This is a genomic window from Limosilactobacillus reuteri subsp. reuteri (genome assembly GCF_000016825.1).
GTDB lineage: Bacteria > Bacillota > Bacilli > Lactobacillales > Lactobacillaceae > Limosilactobacillus > Limosilactobacillus reuteri.
The window spans coordinates 225,787-252,264 of sequence record NC_009513.1; the positions used below are offsets into that span (position 1 = coordinate 225,787).

The following is a 26,478-nucleotide window of genomic DNA, read 5'->3' on the forward strand; positions in this document are numbered from 1 at the left end:
TCCTTTATTTATTGAAGTTGAGGTCCCAAGCAGGAATTTCTGCTGTTCCGTATAGTTTCTTAATTTCTCGTTTTGTTTTTTCAGTTTGGTAAGCACGTACAACATCTTTGTAAATCTTGTTGTTCTTTTCACTGCCTTTAACAGCAATAATGTTGACCCATTGCTTTGAATCCCTGTTAACTGGTTCAACGAAAATAGCACTCTTATAATTAAGACCAGCAGCTTGCGCATAGTTAGTGTTAACTACTGAGGCATCAACGTTATCTAACGACCGGGCTGTTTGATCAGCGGCTAATTCTTTAATCTTAAGATCGCGTGGATTCTTGGAAATTGAACTTACAGTTGCAAGCTTTGTGCCCTTCTTGAGGTCAATCAAACCAGCATTCTTTAATGCGAATAATGCCCGTGATTCGTTTGAAGCATCATTTGGCACTGCGATCGTTCCACCATTAGGAATTTCCTTTACACTCTTGTATTGCTTGGAGTATAACCGGATTGGAGTGATAAATGTATCACCTAAAGAAACAAGATCAGTTTTATGGGCTTTATTCCAAGTTTGTAAGAATAACTTGTGTTGGAAGGCGTTTAAGTCAACATCGCCATTTTCCAAAGCCTTGTTTGGTTGGTTGTAATCAGTGAATCGTTTGAATTTTAAAGTAACGTTGTACTTATCTTTAGCGGTTTTGCTTACTGAATTCCAAATTTCATCGTCTTGTTTTGAACCAGCCATAATCCCGACAGTAACAGTCCGTTTTGCTTGTTGTTGCGGACGGATAAAACTAAAGTATCCGGCAATAACAACGATAAGTGCAACTACTGACCAAATAATGATGTTTCTTCTTTTCTTTCTCTTCATAGTAAAAACTCCCTTTCAATCAATTAAATATTTTCGTTGGTTAATTGAAGCGTTAGATTGCTAGTAAATAAAAAAGCACTCGTCCCTTTATTCAAAGGACGAGTGCTCGCGTTACCACCTTTATTTGCTGAATCTTCACAGACCCAGCCTCAGTAGGTTACTCTAATAAAATAATTAGAATTACCTAGCACTAATAACGTGTGCTAACCCGTTATCGACTAACAATCATCGATACCATTCCAAGCCCATCTTCAGTAGTTACGCTTGCTTCTTTACACCACCCAGAAGCTCTCTTGTAAGCCTCGCTACTTACTCTGCTTTTCGATATGTTTTAACGTTCAATTAATTATTATGTGTTCCATTATAATGATTCTCTAATTTTTGTCAACGCATTTTTTAATTTAAATTTTGTTTTATTTGGGTCATCAATCGTTTTTTATTTTGCCTATCTATAGTAATTAAAAAACAATTATGTTAAGATTAAAAAATGATTAAAAAGAAATTGGAAGGGGTCTTAGTAATGACACGAAAAGTTGGAGTTATCGGAATGGGTAATGTGGGGTCAACAGTTGCCCACTATATTGTGGCAATGGGTTTTGCAGATGACCTAGTTCTGATCGACAAAAACGAAGCAAAGGTTAAGGCAGATGCACTTGATTTTGAAGATGCGATGGCTAATCTGCCTTTCCATACCAATATTACTGTTAGTGATTACAGTGCATTGAAGGATGCGGATGTAATTGTATCCGCGTTGGGAAATATCAAACTTCAAGATAATCCTAATGCTGATCGTTTTGCGGAACTTCCATTTACCCGCCGAGCAGTAAAAGAGGTTGCACAAAAGATTAAGGAAAGTGGCTTTAACGGTAAGATTGTGGCTATTACTAACCCGGTTGATGTTATTACCTCGCTCTACCAAAAAATAACTGGTCTTCCGAAGAACCATGTATTAGGAACAGGGACCCTGCTTGACTCTGCACGAATGAAGCGGGCAGTGGCTGAACGGCTTAACTTAGATCCGCGTTCTGTAGATGGTTATAATCTTGGCGAGCATGGTAATTCACAATTTACAGCATGGTCCACTGTTCGCGTTCTTGGCCGTCCATTAACTGAATTAGCGGATAAGCGTGGATTAGACTTAGAAGAGCTTGATAAGGAAGCTAAGATGGGTGGCTGGACTGTCTTTCAAGGGAAAAAGTATACTAATTATGGGGTTGCAACGGCAGCTGTTAAGCTTGTCAATGCAATTTTATCCGATTCATTGACTGAATTACCGGTATCAAATTTCCGTGAAGAATATGGAGTTTACTTGTCTTACCCAGCGGTTGTTGGTCGTGATGGAGTTGTAGAGCAAGCCCAACTTGACTTGACAGAAGAAGAACTGCAAAAGCTGCAAACATCAGCCGATTTCATTAAGGAAAAGTATCAAGAAAGTTTGCAAGCAAAAGATTAAGGAAAACTTAAATAAAGAAAATAGCCTAGCATAAAAAAATTATGCATGGTAGAGTTGCTTCTATACTTAACAAATAAAAGTGGCGTCATCAGATAAATTTGGTGGCACCACTTTTATTCTGTAAAAATATAGAAAGGAAATATATCATGACAAAAGAAGTAAAGCGTATAATCTTTGTAGTTCTTTTTTGTGAGTTTTTGATTTGTCTCGGAATGAGTCTTATCTTCCCAGTTGAACCGTTCATTAAAAATGAATACCACTTTACTGCCTTTGACATGGGAGTGATGTCTTCCCTATTTGCGTTTGTGCAATTTATTGCTTCACCCATTGTTGGTCGGATTTCAGACAAGGTTGGACGAAAACCAATGTTAGTATGGGGATTGCTGATATTTGCGATTGCTGAATTTGTTTTTGCCTTAGCACAGCATTTATGGTTATTTGACTTATCGCGGGCAGTAGATGGATTATCAGCAGCTATGTTTGTACCAACATCAATGGCATTAGCGGCAGACATTACTAGTGAAAAAGACCGCGCCAAAGTTATTGGGTGGTTATCAGCAGCTTTTAGTGGGGGATTAATTTTAGGACCAGGTCTTGGTGGAATGTTAGCGCATGTAAATTATAAATTCCCATTTTGGGTTGCTGGTATTCTGGGATTGATTAGTACGGTTGTTGCCTGGCGCTTTTTACCTCATGATGAGGATGAACTATTTAAGAGTGAAACTAAAAATCCGGAAAATGAATTATTGACTGGTGGTTGGAGTCAGTTGAAACAAATTATGACCCCAATACTAATCACGCTCTTTGGAATGATCTTTGTAGCTTCATTTGGATTAGCTGGCTTTGAAAGTATCTATAGTTTATATGTCAATGAAGTTCATAATTTTGACTTAAACGCAATTGCGCTTGTTTTAACTCTCAACGGGATTATTTCGCTTATTCTGCAAGTCTTTTTCTTTGATCGGCTAGTTCGTTGGCTGGGAGAAGTTCGACTAATGCGATACAGTTTTTTCCTTAGTTTAGTTGGAACGATCATGGTGATTTATGATCACAATCATTGGCATATCATTATTGCAACCTTGTTTGTTTTTGAAGCGTTCGATCTGTTGCGCCCAACAATTACTACATTATTAACTAAGATGAGCAAGACAAACCAAGGATTATTGAACGGGGTAAATATGTCATTGACAAGTGTGGGGAATATTATTGGACCGCTTATTAGTGGCTATTTATTAGATGTTAATTATCAATATCCATATTGGTTCGTATCGATATTCCTAATTATTTCCTGGGTAATAACGCTTATTTTAGGACGGGAAAGAAAAGCAGCTGCTAACGATTAAATATTTAACTTTATTAAGAAAATAGCGAGGAATTAGGAAAAATAAAATTTTTCTAATTTCTCGCTATTGTTGTATTTATGCTTAATTTTGTTGTGCCTGTTGCAATGCATCCTTGGTTGCTTCTTTAATCGCACGACTTGTTGCACTGGCCCCAGTAATGCCATCCACGTCTGCACTATTAGCCGCAATAATTTTACCGGGAAGTTCATCTAAAGCCCATTGACCCATTTCAGATTCATGATGTTTGATTACTTGTAAATCTTGAATCTTATCATCTTGGTAGGTTAATAAGACTTCTGATTCACCGCCATAAGCACTAAAGCCACTTCCAATATATTGATTTCTGTCTATTTCTCTCATTTTATTATTATCCATAATCTTCTAAGTTAAATCACATTATTTTGGCCTGTTACGCAGAGTGATAACAGTGGACAAGTTTGACATTTAGGATTTCTTGCCGTGCAGACATATCTACCCCAAAAAATCATACTATGATGAGCATCTAACCAGTGTTCAGGAGGTATAGTTTTCATTAACTTCTTTTCAATTGCAAGAACGGATGCTTTGGGTTCAACCATTCTAAGGCGGCGGGCAACACGACTAACGTGGGTATCAACTGGGAAAGCTGGAATGTTAAAGCATTCTGCAAGGACAACATCAGCAACTTTCCTCCCGACTCCAGATAAGGTTATTAGCTCTTTGAGGGTGTGGGGAACCTCACCGTTAAAGTCAGTAACAATTTGTTGAGAAGTTTTGACTAAGAACTTAGCTTTATTTCGATAAAGCCCTAATCTTTTGATATAAGGCTCAACTTCTGCGGGTTCAACCCCTGCTAAATCTGCTGGCAACGGAAAACGAGCGAATAGTGCTGGCGTTACTTCATTGACAGATTGATCTGTTGACTGTGCACTCAAGATTGTAGCCAAAAGAAAGTGGTAGTTTGTGTCAGCAATCAAAGTTGTTCCTGCTTCGGGAAATGTTTGCCGCATGACCTTGATTGAGTAACGAATTTCGTCTGGTGATAACATATAAAATCACTCTTTTCGAATATGATTATAACTATTTTAACCCGAATGATTAAAATAGCGAAGGGTAATAACCTCATTTTATACTCATTAAATTATTATTTATAAAATTGGGGGTTAGCAATATGACATCAATTTATGTTAAGGAAAAAATGTTTAATATGGATGCAAATGTAGAAATCTCTTTCTTTAATTAATTTAAATAAACGATTGACCAGAGAAGAGCACCTTGGTAAAATGTATTAAAGATTTTCTTATAATTCTAATCAAATTTTAATCATTTAGAAAAGGAGGATGATTATGAGTTTTTGGAAAACAATTACACGTAAAGAAGACCCGCGTGTTTATGATAATAAAGACGGTCATTTAGTTCGATCTTTGAAGGTGCGGGACTTTTTAGCTTTAGGTGTTGGAACGATTGTGTCCACTTCCATTTTCACTCTTCCTGGTGAAGTGGCCGCAATGCATACTGGACCTTCAGTAGTTATCTCTTTTTTAATTGCTGCGATCGTGGCCGGGCTAGTTGCCTTCGCCTATGCAGAAATGGCTGCTGCAATGCCGTTTGCTGGTTCAGCCTATTCATGGATTAACGTCGTGTTTGGAGAATTTTTTGGTTGGGTCGCTGGTTGGGCACTATTAGCTGAATACTTTATTGCTTTGGCCTTTGTTGGGTCTGGTCTCTCTGCTAACTTCCGGGCATTATTTGTTCCGCTTGGCTGGAAGCTGCCTGCTTCATTATCAAATGCTTTTGGTACAGAAGGCGGAGTTGTTGATATTGTTTCAGTTGTTGTAATTATTTTAGTAGCCCTCTTAATTTCACGCGGGGTATCACAAGCTGCTCGTGTTGAAAATCTTCTTGTTATTCTTAAAGTTTTTGCAATTTTACTTTTTATTGTTGTTGGTTTAACCGCTATAAAAGCAAGCAATTTTATGCCATTTATTCCACAATACCATGAAACAGCTAATGGTGCATTTGGTGGTTGGCAGGGTATATATGCCGGGGTATCGATGATTTTCCTTTCCTATATCGGATTTGACTCAATTGCTGCTAATTCAGCGGAAGCAATCAATCCACAAAAAACGATGCCACGTGGAATCCTTGGTTCCTTAGTAATCGCAGTTGTTCTTTTTATAGCAGTTAGTCTTGTATTGATTGGGGTATTACCATATCAACAATACGCTAATAGTGCTGAACCAGTTGGGCTTGCATTACGTGCAGCTCATCATAGTGGTGTAGCAACTGTTGTTCAAACAATTGCTGTTCTAGGAATGTTTACCGCCTTGATTGGGATGAGCATGGCTGGTTCGCGGTTGATTTACTCATTTGGTCGTGATGGAATGTTGCCAAAATGGCTTGGGAAACTTGATGAACATAATCGACCAAACCGTGCACTTTGGACACTTACAATTGGTGCTGTTTTGATCGGTGCCTTCTTCCCATTCGCCTTTCTTTCCCAATTGATCTCAGCCGGTACATTGATTGCCTTTATGTTTGTTTCACTTGGTGTTTATGCATTACGTCGTCGTGAAGGAAAAGATATTCCCAATCCTTCATTTAAGATGCCATTCTATCCAGTATTACCAGCTCTAGGTTTTCTTGCTTCATTACTTGTGTTTATGGGATTAGATTACCAAGCAAAACTTTACGCTGGTATCTGGTTTATCTTTGGCTTAATTATTTACTTTGCTTATGGAATACGCCACTCGTCAATGGCAAAGAAAGAAGATGGACAAAATGTTAAAAACGAAACTGAAGCAGAAGAAAACGAATAGAGATGTTTTATTAGAAGAAAAAAATGCATTTGCGAGTGCTGCCCGGATTAAGTACTACGATATTGTATTAGATCATGGACGGGGGGCAATGGTTACTGATATAGAAGGAAATGATTATATCGATTTGCTTGCCAGTGCTAGTTCGACTAATACTGGCCATGCGCATCCGCGAGTAGTGCAAGCTATTCAAGAACAAGCAGCTAAAATGATTCAGTATACTCCAGCGTACTTTGCTAATTCACAAGCAGCGCGGTTAGCACCTCGATTAGCAGAATTAGCGCCGATAAGTGGGCCAGTTGAAATGGTATGGGGTAATTCTGGTTCGGATGCTAATGACGCAATTATTAAATTTGCGCGAGCATATACTGGACGCCAATATATTATTTCCTTTACGGGGGCCTATCATGGTTCAACTTACGGTTCAATGAGCTTGTCAGGTGTTTCATTAAACATGACAAGAAAAATGGGTCCAATGCTACCAGGCGTAGTAAAGGTACCATTCCCTAGTCCATGGGAACGATTAACTAATGAAAGTGACGAAGCGTTTGTTGAGCGGATGTTCCATCAATTTATGCTGCCTTTTGAAACTTATTTACCAGTGGATGAAGTAGCTGCAATTCTTATTGAACCAATTCAGGGTGATGGGGGAATTGTAAAAACTCCGCCTGCTTATATGCAAAAGGTATATGAGTTTGCTAAAGCTAATGGAATTCTCTTTGCTGTTGATGAAGTTAATCAGGGGATGGGACGGACTGGTAAATGGTGGTCGATCCAGCATTTTGGGATTGAGCCAGATTTAATGTCTGTTGGTAAGTCGTTAGCTTCGGGAATGCCACTTAGTGCAATGATTGGTCGTAAGGAGATTCTGGAATCATTAGGGGCGCCAGCCAATGTTTACACTACAGCTGGTAACCCGGTTACGACTGCAGCAGCGAATGCGACCTTAGATGTTATTCAAAATGAGCATCTTTTAGAGCGTTCACAACGCCTTGGCAAAAAAGCAGCTGAATTCTTTAAGCTTGAACAGCAAAAATATCCTTTTGTGGGTGACGTTCGAATGTATGGACTGGATGGTGGTATTGATATCATTGATCCAGTTACGGGAAAAGGTGATACAGAAGCAACAACCAAGCTAATGTACCGCATCTTTGAACTAGGAGCAATTATCATTAGTTTGCGGGGGAGTATTCTTCGTTTCCAACCACCATTAGTTATTACAGAAAAAGAATTAGATCAAGCTTTTGCGATGATTGATCAAGCATTCGCGGAATTAGCCGCTGGTAAATTAGCTGCTCCCGCAAATGCAGAAGAGTTAGGTTGGTAACTCTTGCAATTTAAGACCATCTTCGGGTATACTTTAAGCGCCATCTTAGCTCAGCTAGGTAGAGCACATCCATGGTAAGGATGAGGTCGGCGGTTCGAACCCGCTAGATGGCTTAAAATGAACTAAGAAAAGAGATTTAGAAAAACAAATCGTTTTTCTAAATCTCTTTTCTTCTTTATAAGAATATGGCCTTGCTAGTAATATAATTAGGATTGAAATTACAGCTATGTTAAAATCAAAATTATGTAGCATTAGCTTAATTGATAAATTGGAGGAAAAGAAATGGAATTTATTGCAGTGTTGGCGGGGTTATTGCTTGCAACCCAGATCGTAGCACACTTATGTCGTCGTGTTGAGATTCCAGAAGTGATTGGACAAATCCTGGTTGGAATCATTGCAGGACCCGCTGTTCTAGATTGGGTTCATTTAAATTCAATGATGAATGAATTTCAGGAAATTGGGGTTATTATCTTGATGTTCATCGCAGGATTGGAAAGCGACCTATCCTTGCTAAGAAAATACTTGAAGCCCGCTGTTGTTGTGGCGCTTTTGGGGGTAATTGTTCCCATTGTAATTATGGGACCGGTAAGTTATATGTTTGGCTTTACTAAGCTTGAATCACTATTTATCGGGGTTATTTTTGCGACAACATCTGTTAGTATTTCAGTTGCAGTTTTACGTGAATTTAATCGCCTAGATAGCCGAGAGGGGGCAACAGTGCTTGGAGCAGCGGTTGCCGATGATATTATTGGTGTTATCTTATTAAGTGTGATGATTAGTGTAATCAATGGAAGCAGCAATAGTGGTCACGGCAATGGTCAGCCTTTAGGAATTGTCCTCTTGATGCAGTTAGTATTCTTTGGTGGAACTTACCTATTGATTCGTTGGTTAGCACCTTACCTAATTCATATGAGTGATCGCCTATTAACAGTTGCTTCAACGTCGGTAATGGCGATGATTATCTGTTTAGGCATGGCTGCAATTGCTGATTATGTTGGTTTAAGTGGGGCTGTTGGCTCCTTCTTCGCTGGAATTGCTGTGGCTAACACCAAGCATAAAGAAGTTGTTGACCGGAGTTTTATTCCAATTGGGTATGCAATGTTTATTCCGCTATTCTTTGTCAGTGTAGGGTTGAACATGCGCTTTGATAATATTGGTGAATCGTTTGTCTTTGTTATTGTAATGACAATCCTTGCATGCTTAACAAAACTGCTTGGATGTGGAGCGGGTGCTAAGCTATCTGGCTTTAGTATGCCAAGTTCTTATGTTGTCGGTAGTGGGATGGTTGCCCGTGGTGAAATGGGATTGATTACAGCCCAGATTGGTTATGAAGCACATCTTCTTTCGCCAATGTATTATTCAGATGTAATTACCGTGATTATTATCGCAACTGTATTAGCGCCATTTATTTTAAAGAATGCATTAAAACGATCAGCCAACGAACTTGAGTAAAGGGGGCTTTTGATGGAAAATCATGAACGAGAAACGGAGCAAGCGCGGGTTGATAATGTTGAAAAACAAATTGACCAACAGGTAGCTGCTACCACTAAAGCTGTTGAAGATGCTCATCGTGAAACACGAGCAGTTGAACGTAATTATAGTGAAAATGCATCTATTAACCGTTATGAAGTTGATGATATTGCCGAATCTCGGTCAATGATTGAACAGCAGCGACAATTGGTTTCACGAGCAGCGGAAAGTGAATCAATTCTAAAGCACCAGTTAAGAACTTTGAAAAACTTAAAAGGGTCACCGTATTTTGGCCGGATTGATATTCAAGATCCTGGTGAAGATAAGAGTGAAACGCTATATATTGGTACTTCTTCCTTAATGAATGAAGATAAAACAGACTTTTTAATTTATGACTGGCGGGCACCGATTTCTGGGGTTTACTATAATGGTACCCTTGGGAAAGTCAATTATGAAACGCCAGCTGGGATGCAAACCACAGAATTAAAAAAGAAACGCCAATTCACTATTAAGGATGGTAAGATCACTAACATGTTTGATACCAATGAAACGGTTGGTGATGAAGTTTTGCAAGCAGCTCTTGGAAAGCAAAATGACCAGTATATGCATAATATTGTGGCAACAATTCAAAAAGAGCAAAATGATATTATCCGTGATACGCGTAGTGATCTTTTGCTAGTACAAGGAGTGGCTGGTTCAGGAAAGACTTCAGCGATCCTTCAGCGAATTGCATACTTGCTTTATCATAGTCGAACAGAATTGAATGCTGACCAGATTGTCCTCTTTAGTCCCAATAATTTATTTAGCCACTATATTTCTGAAGTTTTGCCAAGTCTTGGTGAAAGAAATATGCGGCAAGTAACATTAGAAGGGTTTATCCGGCGGCGTTTTGAAGGCTTGCAAGTAGAAACATTATTTGATCGCTATGAAGAACGGCAAAAACCTGAAAATGCTTCTCATGTTGTTGCTGACTTTATTGAAAGTGAATCTTTTATGACGTCAATTGCACATTATGTCGAGAAAATGACAATTGATGATTTGCAGTTTGCTGATATTCGCTTTAATGGTCAAGTTTTCTTTTCGGCTGATCACGTCAAAGATCTTTATAAAGAATTACCATTGACGATGGCTCCTGCTGATAAGTTAGTTCAATTGAAAAATAAGTTAATTCGTGAATTGCAGCGGCGAGTTAAAGATGAAGCTAAAAAAGATTGGGTAGCTAAAGAACTGGATTCACTTGATTTACAACAATTGCACAACCTTTATGGTAAGAAGACAATTGATGACTTTAAGGATGAAGATGAGCAATATGCTTACCTTTCGCGGCGCTTAGCTAAACGACGCTTACGTGTGATTGCAGATGCGATCTATAATAATTACTTTCTCGATTTTTATAATCAATATAATAAGTTTTTGCATCAAGTTGAGGTACCTAAGACAATTAGTCAGCGGGAATGGGCAACAATGATCCTTGCTTTTCAAGATGAGATTGAATACCATCGGCTGGAATTAATGCATGCGGCACCTTTGATGTATCTGCGTGATTTGATTTCCGGGACAGGACAAAATCGTTCTTTTCAATATGTATTTATTGATGAGATGCAAGATTATTCAACAGCGATGTTAATCTACTTAAAACACGCCTTTCCCCAAGCTAAATTTACGGTCCTCGGTGATAGTGAACAGGCTCTTTTTAAGCCATTGCAATTACCGGAAGAGTTATTAAACAAACTTAGTGGGGTATTAAAGGCCAAGCGACCTAATCTAATTGCTTTACGGCGGAGTTATCGTTCCACGACGGAGATTACTAATTTTGCGAAGGCCTTGTTGCCGGATGGAGATAAGATAATTTCTTTCACTCGCCATGGAAAGAAACCACGCTTGTTAGTCCGTTATTCTGATAAAGAGAGTCAGCAAAGCTTGTTAGATGAGACGCTTAAATTAGCTGACGAACATGAAACTGTAGCGATCTTAACCAAGAATCAAGAGCAAGCCGCTGGTATTTATCAATTACTTCACCGGCAAAAGGTTGAAAATATTCATCTCCTCGATAAGGATGCAAGTGAATTGCCAAAGGGAGTCTTAATTCTCCCAATTTACTTAGCAAAGGGGCTTGAATTCGATGCTGTTCTTGCTGCGGATGTCTCTGCTAAAAACCTAACTAATACTGATGAAGTTGGTATGATCTATACAATGGCATCACGGGCAATGCATGAACTGGTCCTTTTAAGCAACGGCTCAGTTAGCGATGCAATTAACGAGAAAGCTGGGCGTCTTTTAACGATTGAATATCAATTGCCAAATAAAAATTAAATTTTTCTATTGTCTAAAAACGCTTTCAAGAAGTGTCGACTTATGATAATCTAATGGGGTAGATATAGAAAAAGGAGATGCTTCGCCATGGTTAAAGACGAATACACACTTGTACTAGTAAAACCTGATGGGGTAAAAACTCGTCATATTGGAGATATTATTACCCGTATTGAACGGAAAGGGTATAATATTGAAGCTCTTAAGATGATTAACCCATCAGAAGAAAAGCTTCGTCAACATTATTTTGATAAAGTTGACAAACCATTCTTCCCTGAATTGTTAGAATACATGACAGAAGGACCAATTGTCGGAATTGTTGTTTCTGGTACTAATGTAATCCAAGCAATTCATAATATGGCAGGAGCTACTAACCCTGGTGAGGCTGAATGGGGAACAATTCGTGGTGACTACGGTCGTGAATGGCCTGATGGTAACTTGCGAAATATCATTCATACATCTGATAATGTTGATAGTGCTACTCGCGAAATTGGTATTTGGTTCCCAGAATTTGATATTAAGGATAAGCAGTAGAATTAAAGAAGCTGAAAGAAAAAACAAAAATTTTCTTTCAGCTTCTTTAATTTATTCATCACTTGCCCTTTGTTGGCGTTTAATTTTTCGTTGTACTGCCAAGGTATTGCGTTCCCAAAAGACCCCGTCAGTGTAGCCTTGGATGCTAGGATCATCCTTTACTTGATTGAGCCGGTACTGTCCCCATGCACAATATAGAAGACTTTGCTCGATTCCAAGATAACGGCGGTTAAGCTTAGCGGCAGTCACTAAACTCGAACCGGAACCAGCAAAAGGATCAAAAATAAAGTCATTGGGATTAGAACTAGCAAGAATAATTTTTGCCAGTAATTTTTCTGGCTTTTGCGTAGGGTGACCAGTATTTTCTGGCATTGACCAATAGGGGATTGAAATATCGTCCCAAAAATTAGAGGGCATTGTATCACGAAAATTACCGTTTTTAGTAGCTTGCCAGTCTTTAGCAACCCCATCTTGACGATAAGGGGCTACCACCTGCCGTCGTTGTTTAACTTGGTCGACGTTAAAGGTATAGTCACTCGGGTTAGCAGTCAAGAACCAAATATCCTCCATCCCGTTTTTCCAATTTTTCTGTGAGCCCCGGCCCTTTTCTCGTTGCCAAGTAATCCGATTTTGAATTGTAAAATTTTTTTCGAGGATCGGCGCAAGTGCCATGCTAGTTGCCCAATCAGAAAAGACATAGATACTAGCATTTTCTTTTAGTAATGGCTTTAAGAGATCAATCCACTTTTGCGTGTAAGTCTGATATTGGCTCGTAGACATCTTTTTGAAGTTTAAACCATCATATTGTTTGTTAAGATTATAGGGAGGGTCAATAAGGGCAAGATCAACCTGGTGTGGTGCTAGTTGAGTCATTACTTTGAAGGAATCCCCGTTGATAATCTTGTTGGATATTGTCTGGAGATTATCAGTTGGGTGAATAATCTGGCTGAGGAGCTCAGGTGAAGCCTCCTCAAGCGTGAAATCAATTGTTTTATTTCTTTTTGAGCGCATATTGACCACTCCTGTTCGACGTTTAGTATTATTATACTTGTCATATTCAGGATTGTCTTGCCTTTTTAGTAGGAGTTGGATTAAAATTAACTATATTAAGTAGCGCGAGTCTTAGCGAGGGACAGTTGGTGAAAAGGTCCCCAAAGTGCGAAATGGTCACAACAAAATACATAATGAGCGGCAATGATGATTGCAATTTAGGTGGCACCGCGCGAAAAGCGTCCTATTTAGTTTATATGACTAAGTAGGGCGTTTTGTAATTTAGGAGGAATTTAAAATGGCAGAAGAAAAACACGTTATTTTAACTGGTGATCGACCAACTGGCAAGTTGCATATTGGACACTATGTAGGTTCGTTAAAAAATCGGGTTGAATTACAAAATACAGGTAAATATGACACATTTATCATGATTGCTGACCAACAAGCATTGACCGATAATGCCCGGGATCCGGAAAAAATCCGCCGTAGTCTCCATGAAGTTGCTCTGGATTATTTGGCGGTTGGAATTGATCCAAAGAAATCAACAATTTTGGTTCAATCACAAATTCCAGCATTAAGTGAATTAACGATGCACTACCTTAACTTAGTAACTGTTGCGCGTTTACGCAGAAATCCAACTGTTAAGACTGAGATTAAGCAAAAGAAATTTGGTGAAAGTGTTCCAGCCGGATTCTTTACTTATCCGGTAAGCCAAGCAGCAGATATTACAGCATTTAAGGCTGATACAGTGCCGGTGGGTGATGACCAAGAACCAATGCTTGAACAAACTCGTGAAATTGTGCGGACGTTCAACCGTATTTACCAACAAGATATTTTGGTTGAACCTGAAGGAGTATTTCCACCAAAGGGTCAGGGACGGATTCCAGGACTAGATGGCAACGCAAAAATGAGTAAGTCCCTTGGCAATGCAATTTATCTTTCTGATGATGCTGATACAGTGCAAAAGAAAGTAATGTCGATGTATACTGATCCAACACATATCAAGGTTAGTGATCCTGGTCATGTTGAAGGCAATACTGTCTTTACTTATCTTGACATCTTTGATCCAGACAAAGAACAAGTTGCTAAATTGAAGGAGCAATACCAAGCTGGTGGTCTTGGGGATGTTAAGATTAAACGCTACTTAAATGAAGTTCTTGAAGCTAAACTTGCACCAATTCGCAAGCGGCGCGAAGAGTATGCTGCTAATCTTGATTATGTTGATCAAGTTCTTAAAGAAGGATCAGCACGGGCAAACGAGGTCGCAAACCAGACACTTAAAGAAGTTCGTGATGCAATCGGAATTAACTACTTTGGCTAAAAATATAAATTGAGGAAGCGAGGCTGCTAGGAAAATAAGTTTTTCTGCAAGCCCCGTTTTTTTTCGTGTCTCCCATAGCAGAACATGGTAACATAAAAGAGATGTATTTATACGAAAAATAATTAATTAAAGCGGAGGTGAAAATGGTGGAAAACCTCGCGATTGTAGACCTCGGCTCAAACTCGGCCCGAATGGCAATAACAGAAATTGCTCCAGACGGACGATTCCGTGAAATTCGACGTGTAAAAGAAAATACACGTTTATCTGAGGGAATGGGACGAGAAAAAATGTTACAAGAGAGTGCAATTGAACGCACAATTGCGGCTCTAAAACGATTTAAAAAAATCTACCAAGAGATTCCCAATATTAAGGTTCGTGCGATCACGACTGCTGCAGTTCGGCAGGCACGAAATCGTCAAGAGTTTTTGAAGCGCGTCCAGCAAGAAGTTGGTATTCATCTGCAAGTTTTATCTGGTAAAAAAGAAGCCTATTATGATTACTTAGGTGTCGTTCGAACATTGCGGCTTAACCACTGTTTAATTTTAGATGTTGGTGGAGCAAGCTGTGAATTGATATTGGTACAGCAGCGAAAAGCACGTAACTTGATTTCTATTCCGGTGGGTGCTGTTAATTTATCAGAGCAATACCATTTAAATGGCTATGTTCGTTCGGCTGACCTTTTTCGTGCGCAGGTAGCGATGAACGAACGATTGACCAAAATTCCGTGGTTACGTTATGCGACACGTGTCCCGATTGTTTTATTAGGTGGTGCTAACCGGACTTTGGCGCGTATGACCCAGTCTTACCATCACCATCACCGTCGAAATGGTTCAATTCATGGGTATCAGCTCTCCTCGCGAGTAGTATTTGCTACTTATCGGGAATTGTTAAATCGTAACTTGGCCCAGCGTAAACGCATGACTGGTCTAGAACCGGAACGAGCAGACATTATCATCGGCGGAATGCTGCCTCTTGTAACCCTTTTGCAACGCAACAGTGATGGTCGGGTTATTTTTTCAGAGAGTGGTGTCCGCGAAGGAATCATCACTGAATATGTAAATCAAAGGAAGCGACACCATGACTGATTGGCAACACGGTTTTTATAAGTTATCTGCCGATGATCGACGTCAACAATTGACAAAAGCTCGTCAACTGTCCCCCATCGAAGAGCAAGTATTGGCAAATACAAGTTCAGATTTAGGGGATGAGTTAGTCGAAAATTATATTACTGATTATTCTTTACCTGAAGGAGTAGCCTTAAACATAACCGTAAATAATCGTTCGTATGTTGTGCCCATGGTGATTGAAGAACCATCAGTCATAGCCGCTGCTAGCAATGGTGCACACCGGGTAAGTAGGTCGGGAGGATTTACTGCTCCTCGGCAAGACCGACAATTAGTGGGACAAGTTGTGTTAGATGACGTGACCGATAAAGCAGCAGTTAAAGCATGGTTATTAGAACACCAAGATGAGATTTTAACAATTGCTAACCAGGCGCACCCATCAATGCAGGCACGAGGTGGGGGTGTGAAGTCGATGAAAGTTCGCACCCCTGGGGACTTTATTAGCGTTGATTTAGGGATTGACGTTTGCCAGGCGATGGGCGCTAATAGCGTCAATACGATGGCAGAAGCGGTTGGAAAATGGTTAACGGACCAGGGCTTCCATGTTATTACCGCAATTTTAAGCAATCTTGCAACACAGAGTCTGCAAACCGCTACTTGTAAAGTTGCTTTTCGGTACTTAGCAACTCCGGAGATGGATGGTAAAGAGGTTGCTCAACGAATTGCTCGTCTTAGTGATCTTGCACAAGTTGACCCTTATCGAGCAGCTACCCATAATAAAGGAATAATGAACGGGATCGATGCGGTCATGGTCGCCAGTGGAAATGACTGGCGGGCAATTGAAAGCGGGGCCCATGCTTATGCTGCTCGTGATGGACAATATCGCGGATTAAGTACTTGGGAAATCCAGGACGGCTACTTGGTAGGAAAAATTGTTCTTCCTTTACCGGTTGGTGTAATTGGTGGTTCAATTGGATTAAATAAAATGACTAAGATAAACTATCATATTAGTCAAATTAAGAGTGCTGAAGAGTTGGCGGCCGTAACAGCAAGTGTCGGATTAGCACAAAATTTGGCTGCTTTACGAGCATTGACAACCACTGGGATTCAAGCTGGTCATATGAAACTCCAATACCGGTCATTAGCAGCAAGTGTCGGAGCAACGCCAGCAGAAGTACCATTAGTAGTAGCACAATTAAAGCAGCGATCACATGTTGACCAAGCACTTGCTAAAGAAATATTATCAACGATCAGAAAGGACCAAGTTAATGACTGAAGAGAGAATTACACTAAATAAAGAAAATCAGGCACTTCTTGATCAGGTTAATAGTCTATATCCTGAAGGTAGTGTCTTTGTTCAGTTTCATGGTGACAAGTCAGGATATGTTCGCCATGACCAAGCAACTCAACAAACTATTCCTGGTGCCTTGGTTATTATTGTGACCGACTTGACTGCCCCCAATTACACTGCCTCACACGAATTACTACACCTTTTGATGTTGCTAAAAGGTTTCCCACAAATCTTTTTCCAACTGTCTCTTGGTGATAAGGAACTCGATGAACAGATGATGATTATGTCAACGGATTTGTATAACATTGCCATGCATCGAGTAGTGGTGGCAGAACAACGTAAGCATGGTTTTATTACCGATGAGATTGAAGAGCAGTATCTAAAGGGGATTGAACATACATTAACTCCGGAAAAAGAGGAAGATGATGAACGGACGTTACGGTTATTAACCCTTTTGGATGCTTTGGTCTTTTACGGTGATCACCTCTCAAAGTATGAAAAAACTTTAGCAGAAAAGTACCCGCTTGCACTGGCCGCGGCAAAAAAGATGTATGCTGAGATTACAAAGAAACCCATTAAGTCACCGTTCGATATGCGCCGGTCAATTGTTAAGATTTATTCTTTATTTGATCAACAGATGCAGGAATGGGGCTTACCAGCCTTACACAATAACGAATACACAACTCTTTCACCGGTATTAAGTGCTCGGCAATTGCGTTTAGAGATGCGCCAAGTTTTTGAAATCTATCATTCTGATATGAAAGAACGGGGGACGGATAAGCGCGCCTATGTTGGTCTTCGGCGGAGTGATGGTCAAAATTCATTTACTCTTCCGGCACCGACTCAAAATGCACCAGAAGCATTTAAAAAGATATATGATCAATCAGTGCAGGAATTTCTTGAACAGAATAGCATTCCATACATTGTAAGGAAGTGAGTTAGATGGATGCGACGATTCAAAAAACATTTGACGACGCAAAAAATATTGTCTTTCTAACGGGAGCTGGTGTTTCGACTGCTTCTGGCATTCCTGATTTTAGGTCAGCAAACGGTTTATATACGCAGAATCGGAATGCGGAATACTATTTAAGTCACCGGTATTTTGCTAGTGATCCAGAAGGCTTTTACGAATTTTGCAAGCAAAATTTGTATTTTCCAGATGCAAAGCCCAACGTAATTCATCAAAAACAGGCAGCCTTGACGCAACAGGACCGTGCGACTGTTATAACGCAAAATATCGATAACTTATATGAAGAAGCTGGCACGAAACACTTGATTGACTTTCATGGGAACCTTTTCCACGTTTATTGTGAAAAGTGTCATGAAACTGTTCCAGTGAGCGAATATTTGAAGAGTCGCCTGCATCAAAAGGATAATGGTCCCTTGCGTCCGGACATTGTGTTATATGATGAAGGAATTAAGCAAGAGGATATTATCAATTCTGTCAAGGCAATGCAACAAGCTGATTTAGTTGTGATTGTGGGTACCTCGATGAAAGTATACCCATTTGCGGGCTTGCTAGATTACCGTAATCCAAATGCAAAGGTGATTGCTGTTAATCAGCAGTTATTGCATTTTCCTTTTGACTTTCAAATGGTTCAAGACGATGCAACAAAATTCTTTGACGAATTAAAAGTATAAAAAAGAAGCTGCAGTTGTCTAAGGACAATTTCCAGCTTCTTTTTGCTCAAGTGGTTATTCAAAGAAAACGACCTTCCCATCAACTTTGAATGGGAGTGCTACTAAATGAGAGTCCTTCTTTTTAGTAGCATCCTTTTCTTGATAAAAAATGTGACGAATACCTTTGTTCTTTAGTAGCATTTCTGATCGCTCCTTTCATATTGTTCACTTGTAAAATAACATGTTTTGAACGTTTTTCCTAGAGAAATAATGAAGTATGAGAAACGCTTTCATTTTAAAGTGTGAAAATAATGCATAATCCGTTCGTCTTTTACTATCAAAATGAATAAAAGTGATAAAAACAGGAATTTGAGTCCTTAAAAAATGAATATAGATTTATTTTGTGGTGTATAAGAATTTGCTAAGTAATTTGATGAGGATTTTTGAGGTACGAAAGAGAGGATTAAAGATGAAAATAACGATGGGGATGACAACTTGGACGGAGCATCCAGTACTCATTCATGATGAACAACGCCCGGTAAGGCTTGATGAGTATGCTCAACATTTTCCGGTGGTTGAGGTTGATACTTTTTTCTACGCTTTACCTCAGATAGCAACAATTCAAAACTGGCTTGCTACTGTTCCCCCAACTTTTCAGTTTATTGTTAAGGCTAATCAGAAAATGACATTACATCAGCGAAATCAGGAACGTGGCGAATTAGAACAGGTCTTTCAACAATATCGCCGAACAATCTCTCCCTTGGTAGCTGCTGGTCAATTAAAGACGATATTATTTCAGTTTCCTCCATATTTTGATGCAACTGTGCGTGACTTTTCTTACTTACGATTAATTCGAGAATGGTTAGGAAACTTGCCAATTGCAGTCGAATTTCGTAATCAAACTTGGTATAAGAAAGAAATTTTACCGTCAGTCTTAGACTTCTGTCGTGAACTCAATTTCACATTAGTGGCCGCTGATGAACCCCATAATACGCCAACGTCCGTACCGTTTTTGCTTGCAACAACTAATCCCGACTTAGCCATGTTGCGCCTTCATGGTCGTAATCGAAAAGGATGGGAAAATCAAGGAAAAGAATGGCGGAAAACGCGGACTTTATATCGATATTCGCCGGAAGAACTCCAATTCTTTAAAAAACAAATTGAGTCCTTGCAGCCGCAACCTAAAGAACTCTGTGTTATCTTCAACAATAACTCAGCTAAGGATGCCGCACCCAATGCATTGAGCCTTCAAAAAATGATGAATATTGAATTCGAGGGATTGGCACCTAAATCGCCAGAACAGCTTGATCTGTTTTAGGATGGAGTAAGTCCTAATAAAATGCTATACTAAATGTTAAATCTTAATTAGTAATATCTTAGAAAGAGGGGCCTCATATGGCTGAACAAAAACCAACTTATTACATTACAACACCAATTTACTATCCATCTGGTAAACTCCATATTGGTAATTCATACACAACAATTGCATGTGATGCAGAAGCACGTTTTAAGCGTTTGATGGGCTATGACGTATTCTACTTGACAGGAACCGATGAGCATGGCCTTAAGATTGAACAAAAGGCTGAAAAACTCGGCATGAAGCCACAAGAATACGTTGATCAAATGGCTGCCCAAATTAAAGAGCTATGGAAAAAACTTGAAATTACAAATGACAAGTTTATTCGGACAACCGATGACTACCATGAAAAAGCTGTCCAAAAGATTTTTCAACAATTGCTTGACCAAGGGGATATTTACAAGGGCAAGTATACTGGTTGGTACTCAGTTGATGATGAAGAATACTTCACAGAAAGTCAGTTAGCAGAAGTTTACCGTGATGAAGACGGTAATGTGATCGGTGGAAAAGCGCCATCAGGTCATGAAGTTCAATTAGTTGAGGAAGAATCATACTTCTTTAAGATGAGCAAGTATGCTAACTGGTTAATGAACTACTATAAGGAACATCCTGATTTTATCGAACCGCAATCACGGATGAATGAAATGATTAATAACTTCTTAAAGCCAGGACTAGAAGATCTTGCAGTTACGCGGACATCATTTAACTGGGGGGTTAAGGTTCCTAGTGATCCTAAGCACGTGGTATACGTATGGATTGATGCATTATCAAACTATATTACTGCGCTGGGATATGGTAGTGATGATGATAGTCTTTTCAAGAAGTACTGGCCTGCTGATGTTCACATGGTAGGAAAAGAAATTGTTCGTTTCCATACGATTTACTGGCCAATCATGCTTCATGCGCTTGGCTTACCATTGCCAAAACACATCATCGGTCATGGTTGGTTAACAATGCGTGACGGTAAGATGTCGAAATCAAAGGGAAATGTTATTTATCCTGAAACTCTTGTTGATCGCTACGGCCTTGATGCCACACGTTACTACTTATTGCGGGCAATGCCATTTGGTAATGATGGCGTCTTTAGTCCAGAAGACTTTGTTGATAAGGTAAACTATGACCTTGCTAACGATCTAGGAAACTTGCTCAATCGGACTGTTGCGATGATTAATAAGTATCAAAATGGTAAATTAGTTGGCACTAATGATGCAACGACTGATTTTGATGCTGATTTAGAACAAACTGCTAGTGATGTAATTGCTGAGTATAAAGAATTAATGGATAAAACACGGTTTGCTGAAGCATTGGCAACTGTTTGGAAGTTGGTTAGTCGTGCTAACAAGTACATTGATGAAACTGAACCATGGGTACTAGCAAAAGATGATAGTAAGAAGGATGTATTATCAGATGTGATGACCCATCTAGCAAAGAGTTTGTGGATTATTGCAGCCTTAATTCAACCAATTATGCCGCATGCACCAAAGCAAATTGTTGAACAACTTGGGATTGAAGGGACTGACTTATCATTAACTGATCTTCAATTTAATGATTTCCCAGCAGAAGCTCAGGTTGTCGCCAAAGGAACTCCGATCTTCCCACGTTTGGATGTGAAGGCCGAGGTTGAATTTATTAAGAGCAAGATGACAGCAAACGAAAAGAAGAAAGGAAGAAAGGCAATGGCTGAAGCAAAAGAAAAAGCCCAAGAAACAGCACAAGAAGAGAAAACAGATGGCAAAAAGCCAATTCGGATTGATGTCTTTGACAAAGTTGAATTGAAAGTAGCTCAAATCACTGCTGCCGATCATGTAGAAGGTGCTGATAAGCTTCTAAAATTCCACATGGATGATGGAACAGAAGAAGGCCGGCAAATCCTTTCTGGAATTGCCAAATGGTATCCAGACCCTTCTGTTTTAGTAGGTAAGAAAGTTTTGATTGTTGCTAACTTGAAACCACGGAAAATGCGGGGCGAATTAAGCCAAGGAATGCTTTTGTCTGCTGAAAAAGACGGTAATGTTCAAGTAGTAACTGTTCCTGACAATTTAGTACCTGGAATGGGCGTTGAATAAAGTGCATAATCATCAACACCAGCAATTGGTTTATGATTCCCATACCCACCTAAATGACGATGCGTTTTATGATGATGTGCCTGCCTTTATTAACCGTGCTGCTCATTATGGCGTGACGGAGATGAATATTATTGGCTCAAACCAACTATTAAATACCCGTGCCTTAAAGTTGGGACACCAGTATGATAACCTTCATCCAATTATTGGTTGGCATCCAGAAGATATTGCTAATTGGAATAGCGAAACCAAGAAAGAGTTATGCCAACAATTAGCAGATCCCTTAGTTGTAGGAATTGGAGAGATTGGCTTAGATTATTATAATGACGAGCATTCTCCTCACCAGCAACAACAAGAAATTTTTGCTGAACAGCTTGAGTGGGCGCGAGAACTGAAATTACCAGTTTCGATACACTGCCGAGATGCAATGGCTGACACGTATGAAATTTTGCGGAATGCCCACATCGATGAATTTGGCGGTGTTATGCATAGTTTTAATGGGACGCCAGAATGGGCAGAGAAATTTATGGATCTCGGGATGATGATTTCATTTAGTGGTGTCGTAAGTTTCAAAAATGCGACAGAAGTCCATGAAGCCGCGTTAGTTGTTCCCTTGGAAAAGATGATGGTTGAAACAGATGCACCTTACTTAACACCACTCCCATACCGGGGAAAGCAAAATGAACCCGGTTTTACTAAGTTTACGGTGGATGCAATTGCAGATTTAAAGCAGGTTGATGCTGGTAAGGTGGCATATAAAACATTTACGAACGCCCGCCGCTTATTTTTGGAAAATAAAGAAAGAGGCCTATGATTAGAATAAAAGAAGTTATAGTTGTTGAAGGTAAAGATGATACTAAGCAAATTTTAAAAGCGGTTGATGCCGATACCTACGAAACAAATGGGTCTGCAATTTCAACGGCTGACTTGGCGAAGTTGAAAAAGTTACAAGCAAGCCGGGGCCTAATTGTTTTTACTGATCCAGACTTTAACGGGGAGCGGATTAGAAAAATAATCAGTGAAGCCATCCCAGGAGTTAAGCATGCTTTTATTAAACGAAAAGATGGTGTACCAACTGAGGCTCATGGTAGCTTGGGAGTTGAGCATGCAACGCCAGCAGTTATAAAATCAGCTTTGGAGCACCTTTATACCCAAACAACGACACCTCAGCAAGTTTTTAAGCGAGAAGACTTGCAAAAATGGGGATTAACAGGTCAAGCAGATTCACGAAAACGGCGTGAAAAGCTAGGGCAATTACTCGGAATCGGTTATGGAAATGGGAAACAATTGATTCACCGTTTAAACATGTTTCAAGTTGACCGAGCAACATTTGAACAAGCAATTAAGCAAATAAATCAGGAGGAAGATCATGAGTAATTCACCAGAAATTGGTAGTCGAACACGTACCCGCGCGATAATGGAAAAGTACGGGATCCGAACAAAAAAGAGTTTCGGCCAGAATTTCCTTACTGATTTGAACGTCTTAAAAAATATCGTTGAGGCGGCGGATATTACAGCTAATGACAATGTAATTGAAATTGGCCCTGGAATTGGCGCTTTAACGGAGCAATTAGCACAAGCGGCGGGAGAAGTTTTAGCCTTAGAAATTGATCAAGATTTAATTCCGGTATTAAAAGAAGTATTATCACCATATGATGATGTAAAAGTGATTAATCAAGATGTCCTTCAAGCTAATTTACCAGAGTTAATCAAAAAGGAATTTAAGGATCCTAGTCGACCAATTAAGGTGGTTGCTAATCTCCCTTATTACATTACGAGTCCCATTCTAATGAATTTGCTGGCTAGTCCTGTTGAGTGGGCGACGATTTGTGTGATGATGCAAAAGGAAGTTGCTCAACGACTCACGGCTAAACCAGGAACTAAACAATATGGTGCGTTGACATTAGCGATTGAATACCAAATGCAAGCTAAAATTGCTTTTGATGTTTCACGAAAAGTGTTTGTGCCAGCACCTAATGTTGATTCAGCAATTGTGGTATTAACGCCACGGACAAATCCACTTCCAGTTCAGCCTTTTGATAAGCAAAAATTATTTGGCTTTATCCGGGGATGTTTTGCTCATCGTCGCAAGAGTCTTTGGAATAACTTGCAAAGTGTAATTGGTAAGGATCCAGCGGCAAAAGAGAAAATGACGGCCGTTTTAAACCAGCTGGATATTTCGCCGCAAATCCGTCCTGAGAAACTAACCCTCGAACAATTTATTGAACTTGCGAATGCTCTTCACCAGCAAAATCTCTTGTAAAAGATGGTTGACCGTTATAAAACATTATGGTACAATTTTGCTTTTTGTGTAAAAAAAGAGTATGCTAGTCTACAGTGAGGTGAAGGAGTCGTGCCTAATAGCATTGTAGAAATTAAGAAGAAGCTAGATGAACGGATTGGCGAGCATGTTTTAGTAAAAGCACAAGCTGGACGTAAACGTATTACCACCCATCACGGTATTTTGAGTAAGACCTATCCTGCAGTATTTGTTATTCATTTGAATGATGAACAAGGAACATTGGATCGGGTTTCCTATAGTTATACTGATTTGTTAACACGAAATATTTCAATTGCCTTCGATGAAGCAGAATAAACTGATAATTTAAAATTCATATTTATAAAATAATAGGAGTGGGTAAAAATACCTTTCAACAGGAAGGCAGTTTTTATTCACTCCTTTTGCTTTAGGAATAGTTAGGAAACAGTAGTTGCAAGGATTATAGTTCCGTTAGTATAATTTAACTAACTAAATTATTATAAATTAAGGAGGGTTGCCGGATGATAGTTACAGAAAAAGCACCAGCAAAATTGAATTTGAGTTTAGATACGCCGATGCGATATTTTGATGGTTCTCCTCAATGGGATATGGTAATGGTTTCGGCAGACCTGGCTGATTATGTAACTGTTGAGACACACCGGCGCCCTGCAACAATTAAAGTTTATACAAATAGTGGCTTTTTACCCAATGACCAACGTAATTTAGCATACCAAGCAGCTCATATTTTACGTAGTCGTTTTCATTGTAAAGATGGCGTTACAATTCGAATTAAGAAGCAAATTCCAGTCGCGGCCGGATTGGGCGGTGGCTCTTCAGATGCAGCGGCAGTTTTACGCGCATTAAATAGTATTTGGCGGTTGGGCTTGAGTTTATCAGAACTGGCAAAGATTGCATTAACAATTGATTCTGACGTCCCGTATTGTATATATAACAAATTAGCCCACGTTACTGGCCATGGTGAAAAAATCGAATTGTTACCACCGCAACCTCATTATTGGGCTGTGATTGCAAAACAGAAGATCAGTGTTTCTACGCCGCAAATCTTACGACAAATTAATTATGAGAAGCTTCAACATCTTAATAATGAAGCATTACTGACAAATTTAAAGAAAGAAGATTGGCAAGAAGCAACAAAATATATGGGAAATGTTTTAGAGCCCTTAACGATGAAATTTTATCCAGAGATTGGTCGTCTAAAGAATAAGATGAAAGAATTGGGGGCCGATGTTGCCCAGATGAGTGGGACGGGACCAACCGTCTTCGCAATCTGCCATACAGAATCGCGAGCAAAACGGATTCAAAATAGTATCCGGGGATTTTGTCGCGACGTTCATGTTGTAACTTTGCTTTGATCATATTTAAGGACAAGAGGATGGAAAGAAGTAACTTTCTCTCTTGTCCTTTTTATTTTTATGTTGCAATCCCGCATAAAGTTCGATATTATATTCATTGTTCTAAATAGTAACGATTACGATTAAAAAGAGGGAAAGAATGAAAAAATATATTATCGGTATTAGTAGCATTATTGCTTTGTTGGTTATAATACTTGGTTTATCCTTTGTTCCATGGAAATCGATGGGGAAAAATCAAAAGCCAATTAGAGTGGTAACCGGATTGAATTTCTATGGTGAAGTAGCGCAGAAAGTAGCTGGCGATCATGGCCAAGTGATTTCGTTTATTGATAATGCTTCGGTTGATCCCCATGATTATCAACCCAATACTAAGCAAGCCCAGCAAGTTGCTAAAGCCAATGTAGTAATTGAAAATGGTCTTGGTTACGATAGTTGGGTAAACAAACTCGTTAAATCAAGCAGTAACCATAACAAGATTAAAGTAATTAATGTGGCATCTTTAACCGGCAAGAAAGATGGCGACAATGAGCATATTTGGTATGCGCCTGAGACGGTCGAAAAGTTAGCAAATGACCTTGCAACTCAATATGGTAAAATTGATCCGCAACACGCTAAGGATTACCAAAAGAATGCGCGAAAATATTTAGCTTCTCTTCAACCACTTAATGAAGAAATTGCCAAAGTGAAGCGCCAGGTAAATCCTAACAATAATCGTGTTGCAGTTAGTGAACCAGTTTTTGATTATGCCTTAGAGAATGTTGGTTATCAAATTATGGACAAGCATTTCGAAAAAGCTGTTGAAGATGGGAATGATCCATCACCAAAAGATATTGAAGAAATTCAACAAGCAATCATTAATCACCAAATTGCCTTCTTTGTTGATAATTCGCAGACAAGTGATAAAGTTGTTGATAATTTAGTTAAACTTGCCCCTGAACATAATGTTCCAGTATTAAAGGTAACGGAAACAAAGCCGAATGGGGATGACTATATGCAGTGGATGCTCAAGCAATACCAAGCATTGTCTCGCATTCAACAAAAGGAGAATTAA

25 protein-coding genes, 1 tRNA gene and 1 other annotated feature are annotated in these 26,478 nt (G+C 39.4%); of the genes, 21 read left to right on the forward strand and 5 right to left on the reverse strand.

Annotated elements, in window-relative coordinates:
• Positions 1–4: 4 nt before the first annotated feature.
• On the reverse strand, positions 5–856 hold the full coding sequence (locus LREU_RS00990) for a MetQ/NlpA family ABC transporter substrate-binding protein (protein ID WP_003667165.1): 852 nt from the start codon (positions 854–856) through the stop codon (positions 5–7).
• Between the two features lie 91 nt (positions 857–947).
• Positions 948–1,190: a binding site (T-box leader), on the reverse strand.
• Positions 1,191–1,376: 186 nt separating this feature from the next.
• Here LREU_RS00990 and LREU_RS00995 point away from each other — a divergent pair.
• The gene (locus tag LREU_RS00995) at positions 1,377–2,309 is read left to right on the forward strand and encodes an L-lactate dehydrogenase (RefSeq protein WP_011953379.1); all 933 of its coding nucleotides are present in this window, start codon (positions 1,377–1,379) and stop codon (positions 2,307–2,309) included.
• A gap of 146 nt (positions 2,310–2,455) precedes the next feature.
• Positions 2,456–3,652, forward strand: a complete 1,197-nt coding sequence (locus LREU_RS01000) for an MFS transporter (protein ID WP_003667167.1) — start codon at positions 2,456–2,458, stop codon at positions 3,650–3,652.
• An 81-nt stretch (positions 3,653–3,733) separates the two neighbouring features.
• Here the strand turns inward: LREU_RS01000 and LREU_RS01005 are convergent, their stop codons facing one another.
• On the reverse strand, positions 3,734–4,027 hold the full coding sequence (locus LREU_RS01005) for an FMN-binding protein (protein ID WP_003667168.1): 294 nt from the start codon (positions 4,025–4,027) through the stop codon (positions 3,734–3,736).
• An 11-nt stretch (positions 4,028–4,038) separates the two neighbouring features.
• Positions 4,039–4,680 carry an endonuclease III gene (gene nth / locus LREU_RS01010; protein ID WP_003667169.1) on the reverse strand — a complete coding sequence of 214 codons (642 nt, stop codon included), beginning with the start codon at positions 4,678–4,680 and terminating at the stop codon, positions 4,039–4,041.
• Positions 4,681–4,977: 297 nt separating this feature from the next.
• Between nth and LREU_RS01015 the strand changes: the two genes are divergently transcribed.
• From LREU_RS01015 to ndk, 6 genes are all read left to right on the forward strand, one after another.
• Positions 4,978–6,450 carry an APC family permease gene (locus tag LREU_RS01015; protein WP_011953380.1) on the forward strand — a complete coding sequence of 491 codons (1,473 nt, stop codon included), beginning with the start codon at positions 4,978–4,980 and terminating at the stop codon, positions 6,448–6,450.
• Positions 6,413–7,774, forward strand: coding sequence for an aspartate aminotransferase family protein (locus tag LREU_RS01020; protein ID WP_011953381.1), 1,362 nt, complete (start codon positions 6,413–6,415; stop codon positions 7,772–7,774). Before LREU_RS01015 ends, LREU_RS01020 begins: the two co-directional genes overlap by 38 nt.
• A gap of 39 nt (positions 7,775–7,813) precedes the next feature.
• A tRNA-Thr gene (locus LREU_RS01025) sits at positions 7,814–7,887 on the forward strand.
• Positions 7,888–8,056: 169 nt separating this feature from the next.
• Complete coding sequence (locus LREU_RS01030) at positions 8,057–9,226, forward strand: cation:proton antiporter (protein ID WP_003667172.1); 1,170 nt, start codon at positions 8,057–8,059, stop codon at positions 9,224–9,226.
• Between the two features lie 12 nt (positions 9,227–9,238).
• Complete coding sequence (helD, locus tag LREU_RS01035; RefSeq protein WP_003667173.1) at positions 9,239–11,557, forward strand: RNA polymerase recycling motor HelD; 2,319 nt, start codon at positions 9,239–9,241, stop codon at positions 11,555–11,557.
• An 87-nt stretch (positions 11,558–11,644) separates the two neighbouring features.
• Positions 11,645–12,088, forward strand: coding sequence for a nucleoside-diphosphate kinase (gene ndk / locus LREU_RS01040; protein WP_003667174.1), 444 nt, complete (start codon positions 11,645–11,647; stop codon positions 12,086–12,088).
• Positions 12,089–12,139: 51 nt separating this feature from the next.
• Here ndk and LREU_RS01045 read toward each other — a convergent pair whose 3' ends face one another.
• Positions 12,140–13,099: a DNA-methyltransferase gene (locus LREU_RS01045; protein ID WP_003667175.1), complete on the reverse strand. Its 960-nt coding sequence runs from the start codon at positions 13,097–13,099 to the stop codon at positions 12,140–12,142.
• Positions 13,100–13,376: 277 nt separating this feature from the next.
• Between LREU_RS01045 and trpS the strand changes: the two genes are divergently transcribed.
• From trpS to LREU_RS01070, 5 genes are all read left to right on the forward strand, one after another.
• A complete protein-coding gene (gene trpS / locus LREU_RS01050; RefSeq protein WP_003667176.1) occupies positions 13,377–14,399 on the forward strand; it encodes a tryptophan--tRNA ligase in 1,023 nt (340 codons plus the stop codon).
• Between the two features lie 143 nt (positions 14,400–14,542).
• Positions 14,543–15,484 carry a Ppx/GppA family phosphatase gene (locus LREU_RS01055; RefSeq protein WP_003667177.1) on the forward strand — a complete coding sequence of 314 codons (942 nt, stop codon included), beginning with the start codon at positions 14,543–14,545 and terminating at the stop codon, positions 15,482–15,484.
• Positions 15,477–16,739: a hydroxymethylglutaryl-CoA reductase, degradative gene (locus LREU_RS01060; protein WP_003667179.1), complete on the forward strand. Its 1,263-nt coding sequence runs from the start codon at positions 15,477–15,479 to the stop codon at positions 16,737–16,739. The genes LREU_RS01055 and LREU_RS01060 overlap by 8 nt, the downstream gene beginning before the upstream one ends.
• Entirely contained in the window at positions 16,732–17,691 is a 960-nt protein-coding gene (locus LREU_RS01065; RefSeq protein WP_003667180.1) for a hypothetical protein, read from the forward strand. The genes LREU_RS01060 and LREU_RS01065 overlap by 8 nt, the downstream gene beginning before the upstream one ends.
• Before the next feature lie 5 nt (positions 17,692–17,696).
• A complete protein-coding gene (locus tag LREU_RS01070) occupies positions 17,697–18,395 on the forward strand; it encodes an NAD-dependent protein deacylase (protein ID WP_003667181.1) in 699 nt (232 codons plus the stop codon).
• 54 nt (positions 18,396–18,449) lie between these two features.
• On the opposite strand, the gene LREU_RS10600 is transcribed toward LREU_RS01070, so the two are convergent.
• Complete coding sequence (locus tag LREU_RS10600) at positions 18,450–18,575, reverse strand: hypothetical protein (protein WP_003667182.1); 126 nt, start codon at positions 18,573–18,575, stop codon at positions 18,450–18,452.
• A gap of 268 nt (positions 18,576–18,843) precedes the next feature.
• On the opposite strand from LREU_RS10600, the gene LREU_RS01075 reads away from it, so the two are divergent.
• From LREU_RS01075 to LREU_RS01110, 8 genes are all read left to right on the forward strand, one after another.
• Positions 18,844–19,692: a DUF72 domain-containing protein gene (locus LREU_RS01075; protein WP_011953383.1), complete on the forward strand. Its 849-nt coding sequence runs from the start codon at positions 18,844–18,846 to the stop codon at positions 19,690–19,692.
• 77 nt (positions 19,693–19,769) lie between these two features.
• On the forward strand, positions 19,770–21,797 hold the full coding sequence (metG, locus tag LREU_RS01080; protein WP_003667184.1) for a methionine--tRNA ligase: 2,028 nt from the start codon (positions 19,770–19,772) through the stop codon (positions 21,795–21,797).
• A complete protein-coding gene (locus LREU_RS01085; protein WP_003667185.1) occupies positions 21,790–22,608 on the forward strand; it encodes a TatD family hydrolase in 819 nt (272 codons plus the stop codon). Before metG ends, LREU_RS01085 begins: the two co-directional genes overlap by 8 nt.
• Complete coding sequence (gene rnmV / locus LREU_RS01090) at positions 22,605–23,171, forward strand: ribonuclease M5 (RefSeq protein ID WP_003667186.1); 567 nt, start codon at positions 22,605–22,607, stop codon at positions 23,169–23,171. Before LREU_RS01085 ends, rnmV begins: the two co-directional genes overlap by 4 nt.
• Complete coding sequence (gene rsmA, locus LREU_RS01095) at positions 23,164–24,057, forward strand: 16S rRNA (adenine(1518)-N(6)/adenine(1519)-N(6))-dimethyltransferase RsmA (RefSeq protein WP_003667187.1); 894 nt, start codon at positions 23,164–23,166, stop codon at positions 24,055–24,057. Before rnmV ends, rsmA begins: the two co-directional genes overlap by 8 nt.
• A 90-nt stretch (positions 24,058–24,147) precedes the next feature.
• Positions 24,148–24,390, forward strand: coding sequence for a Veg family protein (locus LREU_RS01100; protein WP_003665581.1), 243 nt, complete (start codon positions 24,148–24,150; stop codon positions 24,388–24,390).
• 185 nt (positions 24,391–24,575) lie between these two features.
• Complete coding sequence (ispE, locus tag LREU_RS01105) at positions 24,576–25,427, forward strand: 4-(cytidine 5'-diphospho)-2-C-methyl-D-erythritol kinase (RefSeq protein ID WP_003667188.1); 852 nt, start codon at positions 24,576–24,578, stop codon at positions 25,425–25,427.
• A gap of 139 nt (positions 25,428–25,566) precedes the next feature.
• Positions 25,567–26,478, forward strand: a complete 912-nt coding sequence (locus tag LREU_RS01110) for a metal ABC transporter solute-binding protein, Zn/Mn family (protein ID WP_003667189.1) — start codon at positions 25,567–25,569, stop codon at positions 26,476–26,478.

What these genes read in the sequence shown, in the direction of transcription:
- LREU_RS00990 (WP_003667165.1), bottom strand. Translation starts at nt 856, where the DNA reads ATGAAGAGAAAGAAAAGAAGAAACATCATTATTTGGTCAGTAGTTGCA.
- LREU_RS00995 (WP_011953379.1), top strand. Translation starts at nt 1,377, where the DNA reads ATGACACGAAAAGTTGGAGTTATCGGAATGGGTAATGTGGGGTCAACA.
- LREU_RS01000 (WP_003667167.1), top strand. Translation starts at nt 2,456, where the DNA reads ATGACAAAAGAAGTAAAGCGTATAATCTTTGTAGTTCTTTTTTGTGAG.
- LREU_RS01005 (WP_003667168.1), bottom strand. Translation starts at nt 4,027, where the DNA reads ATGGATAATAATAAAATGAGAGAAATAGACAGAAATCAATATATTGGA.
- nth (WP_003667169.1), bottom strand. Translation starts at nt 4,680, where the DNA reads ATGTTATCACCAGACGAAATTCGTTACTCAATCAAGGTCATGCGGCAA.
- LREU_RS01015 (WP_011953380.1), top strand. Translation starts at nt 4,978, where the DNA reads ATGAGTTTTTGGAAAACAATTACACGTAAAGAAGACCCGCGTGTTTAT.
- LREU_RS01020 (WP_011953381.1), top strand. Translation starts at nt 6,413, where the DNA reads ATGTTAAAAACGAAACTGAAGCAGAAGAAAACGAATAGAGATGTTTTA.
- LREU_RS01030 (WP_003667172.1), top strand. Translation starts at nt 8,057, where the DNA reads ATGGAATTTATTGCAGTGTTGGCGGGGTTATTGCTTGCAACCCAGATC.
- helD (WP_003667173.1), top strand. Translation starts at nt 9,239, where the DNA reads ATGGAAAATCATGAACGAGAAACGGAGCAAGCGCGGGTTGATAATGTT.
- ndk (WP_003667174.1), top strand. Translation starts at nt 11,645, where the DNA reads ATGGTTAAAGACGAATACACACTTGTACTAGTAAAACCTGATGGGGTA.
- LREU_RS01045 (WP_003667175.1), bottom strand. Translation starts at nt 13,099, where the DNA reads ATGCGCTCAAAAAGAAATAAAACAATTGATTTCACGCTTGAGGAGGCT.
- trpS (WP_003667176.1), top strand. Translation starts at nt 13,377, where the DNA reads ATGGCAGAAGAAAAACACGTTATTTTAACTGGTGATCGACCAACTGGC.
- LREU_RS01055 (WP_003667177.1), top strand. Translation starts at nt 14,543, where the DNA reads ATGGTGGAAAACCTCGCGATTGTAGACCTCGGCTCAAACTCGGCCCGA.
- LREU_RS01060 (WP_003667179.1), top strand. Translation starts at nt 15,477, where the DNA reads ATGACTGATTGGCAACACGGTTTTTATAAGTTATCTGCCGATGATCGA.
- LREU_RS01065 (WP_003667180.1), top strand. Translation starts at nt 16,732, where the DNA reads ATGACTGAAGAGAGAATTACACTAAATAAAGAAAATCAGGCACTTCTT.
- LREU_RS01070 (WP_003667181.1), top strand. Translation starts at nt 17,697, where the DNA reads ATGGATGCGACGATTCAAAAAACATTTGACGACGCAAAAAATATTGTC.
- LREU_RS10600 (WP_003667182.1), bottom strand. Translation starts at nt 18,575, where the DNA reads ATGCTACTAAAGAACAAAGGTATTCGTCACATTTTTTATCAAGAAAAG.
- LREU_RS01075 (WP_011953383.1), top strand. Translation starts at nt 18,844, where the DNA reads ATGAAAATAACGATGGGGATGACAACTTGGACGGAGCATCCAGTACTC.
- metG (WP_003667184.1), top strand. Translation starts at nt 19,770, where the DNA reads ATGGCTGAACAAAAACCAACTTATTACATTACAACACCAATTTACTAT.
- rnmV (WP_003667186.1), top strand. Translation starts at nt 22,605, where the DNA reads ATGATTAGAATAAAAGAAGTTATAGTTGTTGAAGGTAAAGATGATACT.
- rsmA (WP_003667187.1), top strand. Translation starts at nt 23,164, where the DNA reads ATGAGTAATTCACCAGAAATTGGTAGTCGAACACGTACCCGCGCGATA.
- ispE (WP_003667188.1), top strand. Translation starts at nt 24,576, where the DNA reads ATGATAGTTACAGAAAAAGCACCAGCAAAATTGAATTTGAGTTTAGAT.
- LREU_RS01110 (WP_003667189.1), top strand. Translation starts at nt 25,567, where the DNA reads ATGAAAAAATATATTATCGGTATTAGTAGCATTATTGCTTTGTTGGTT.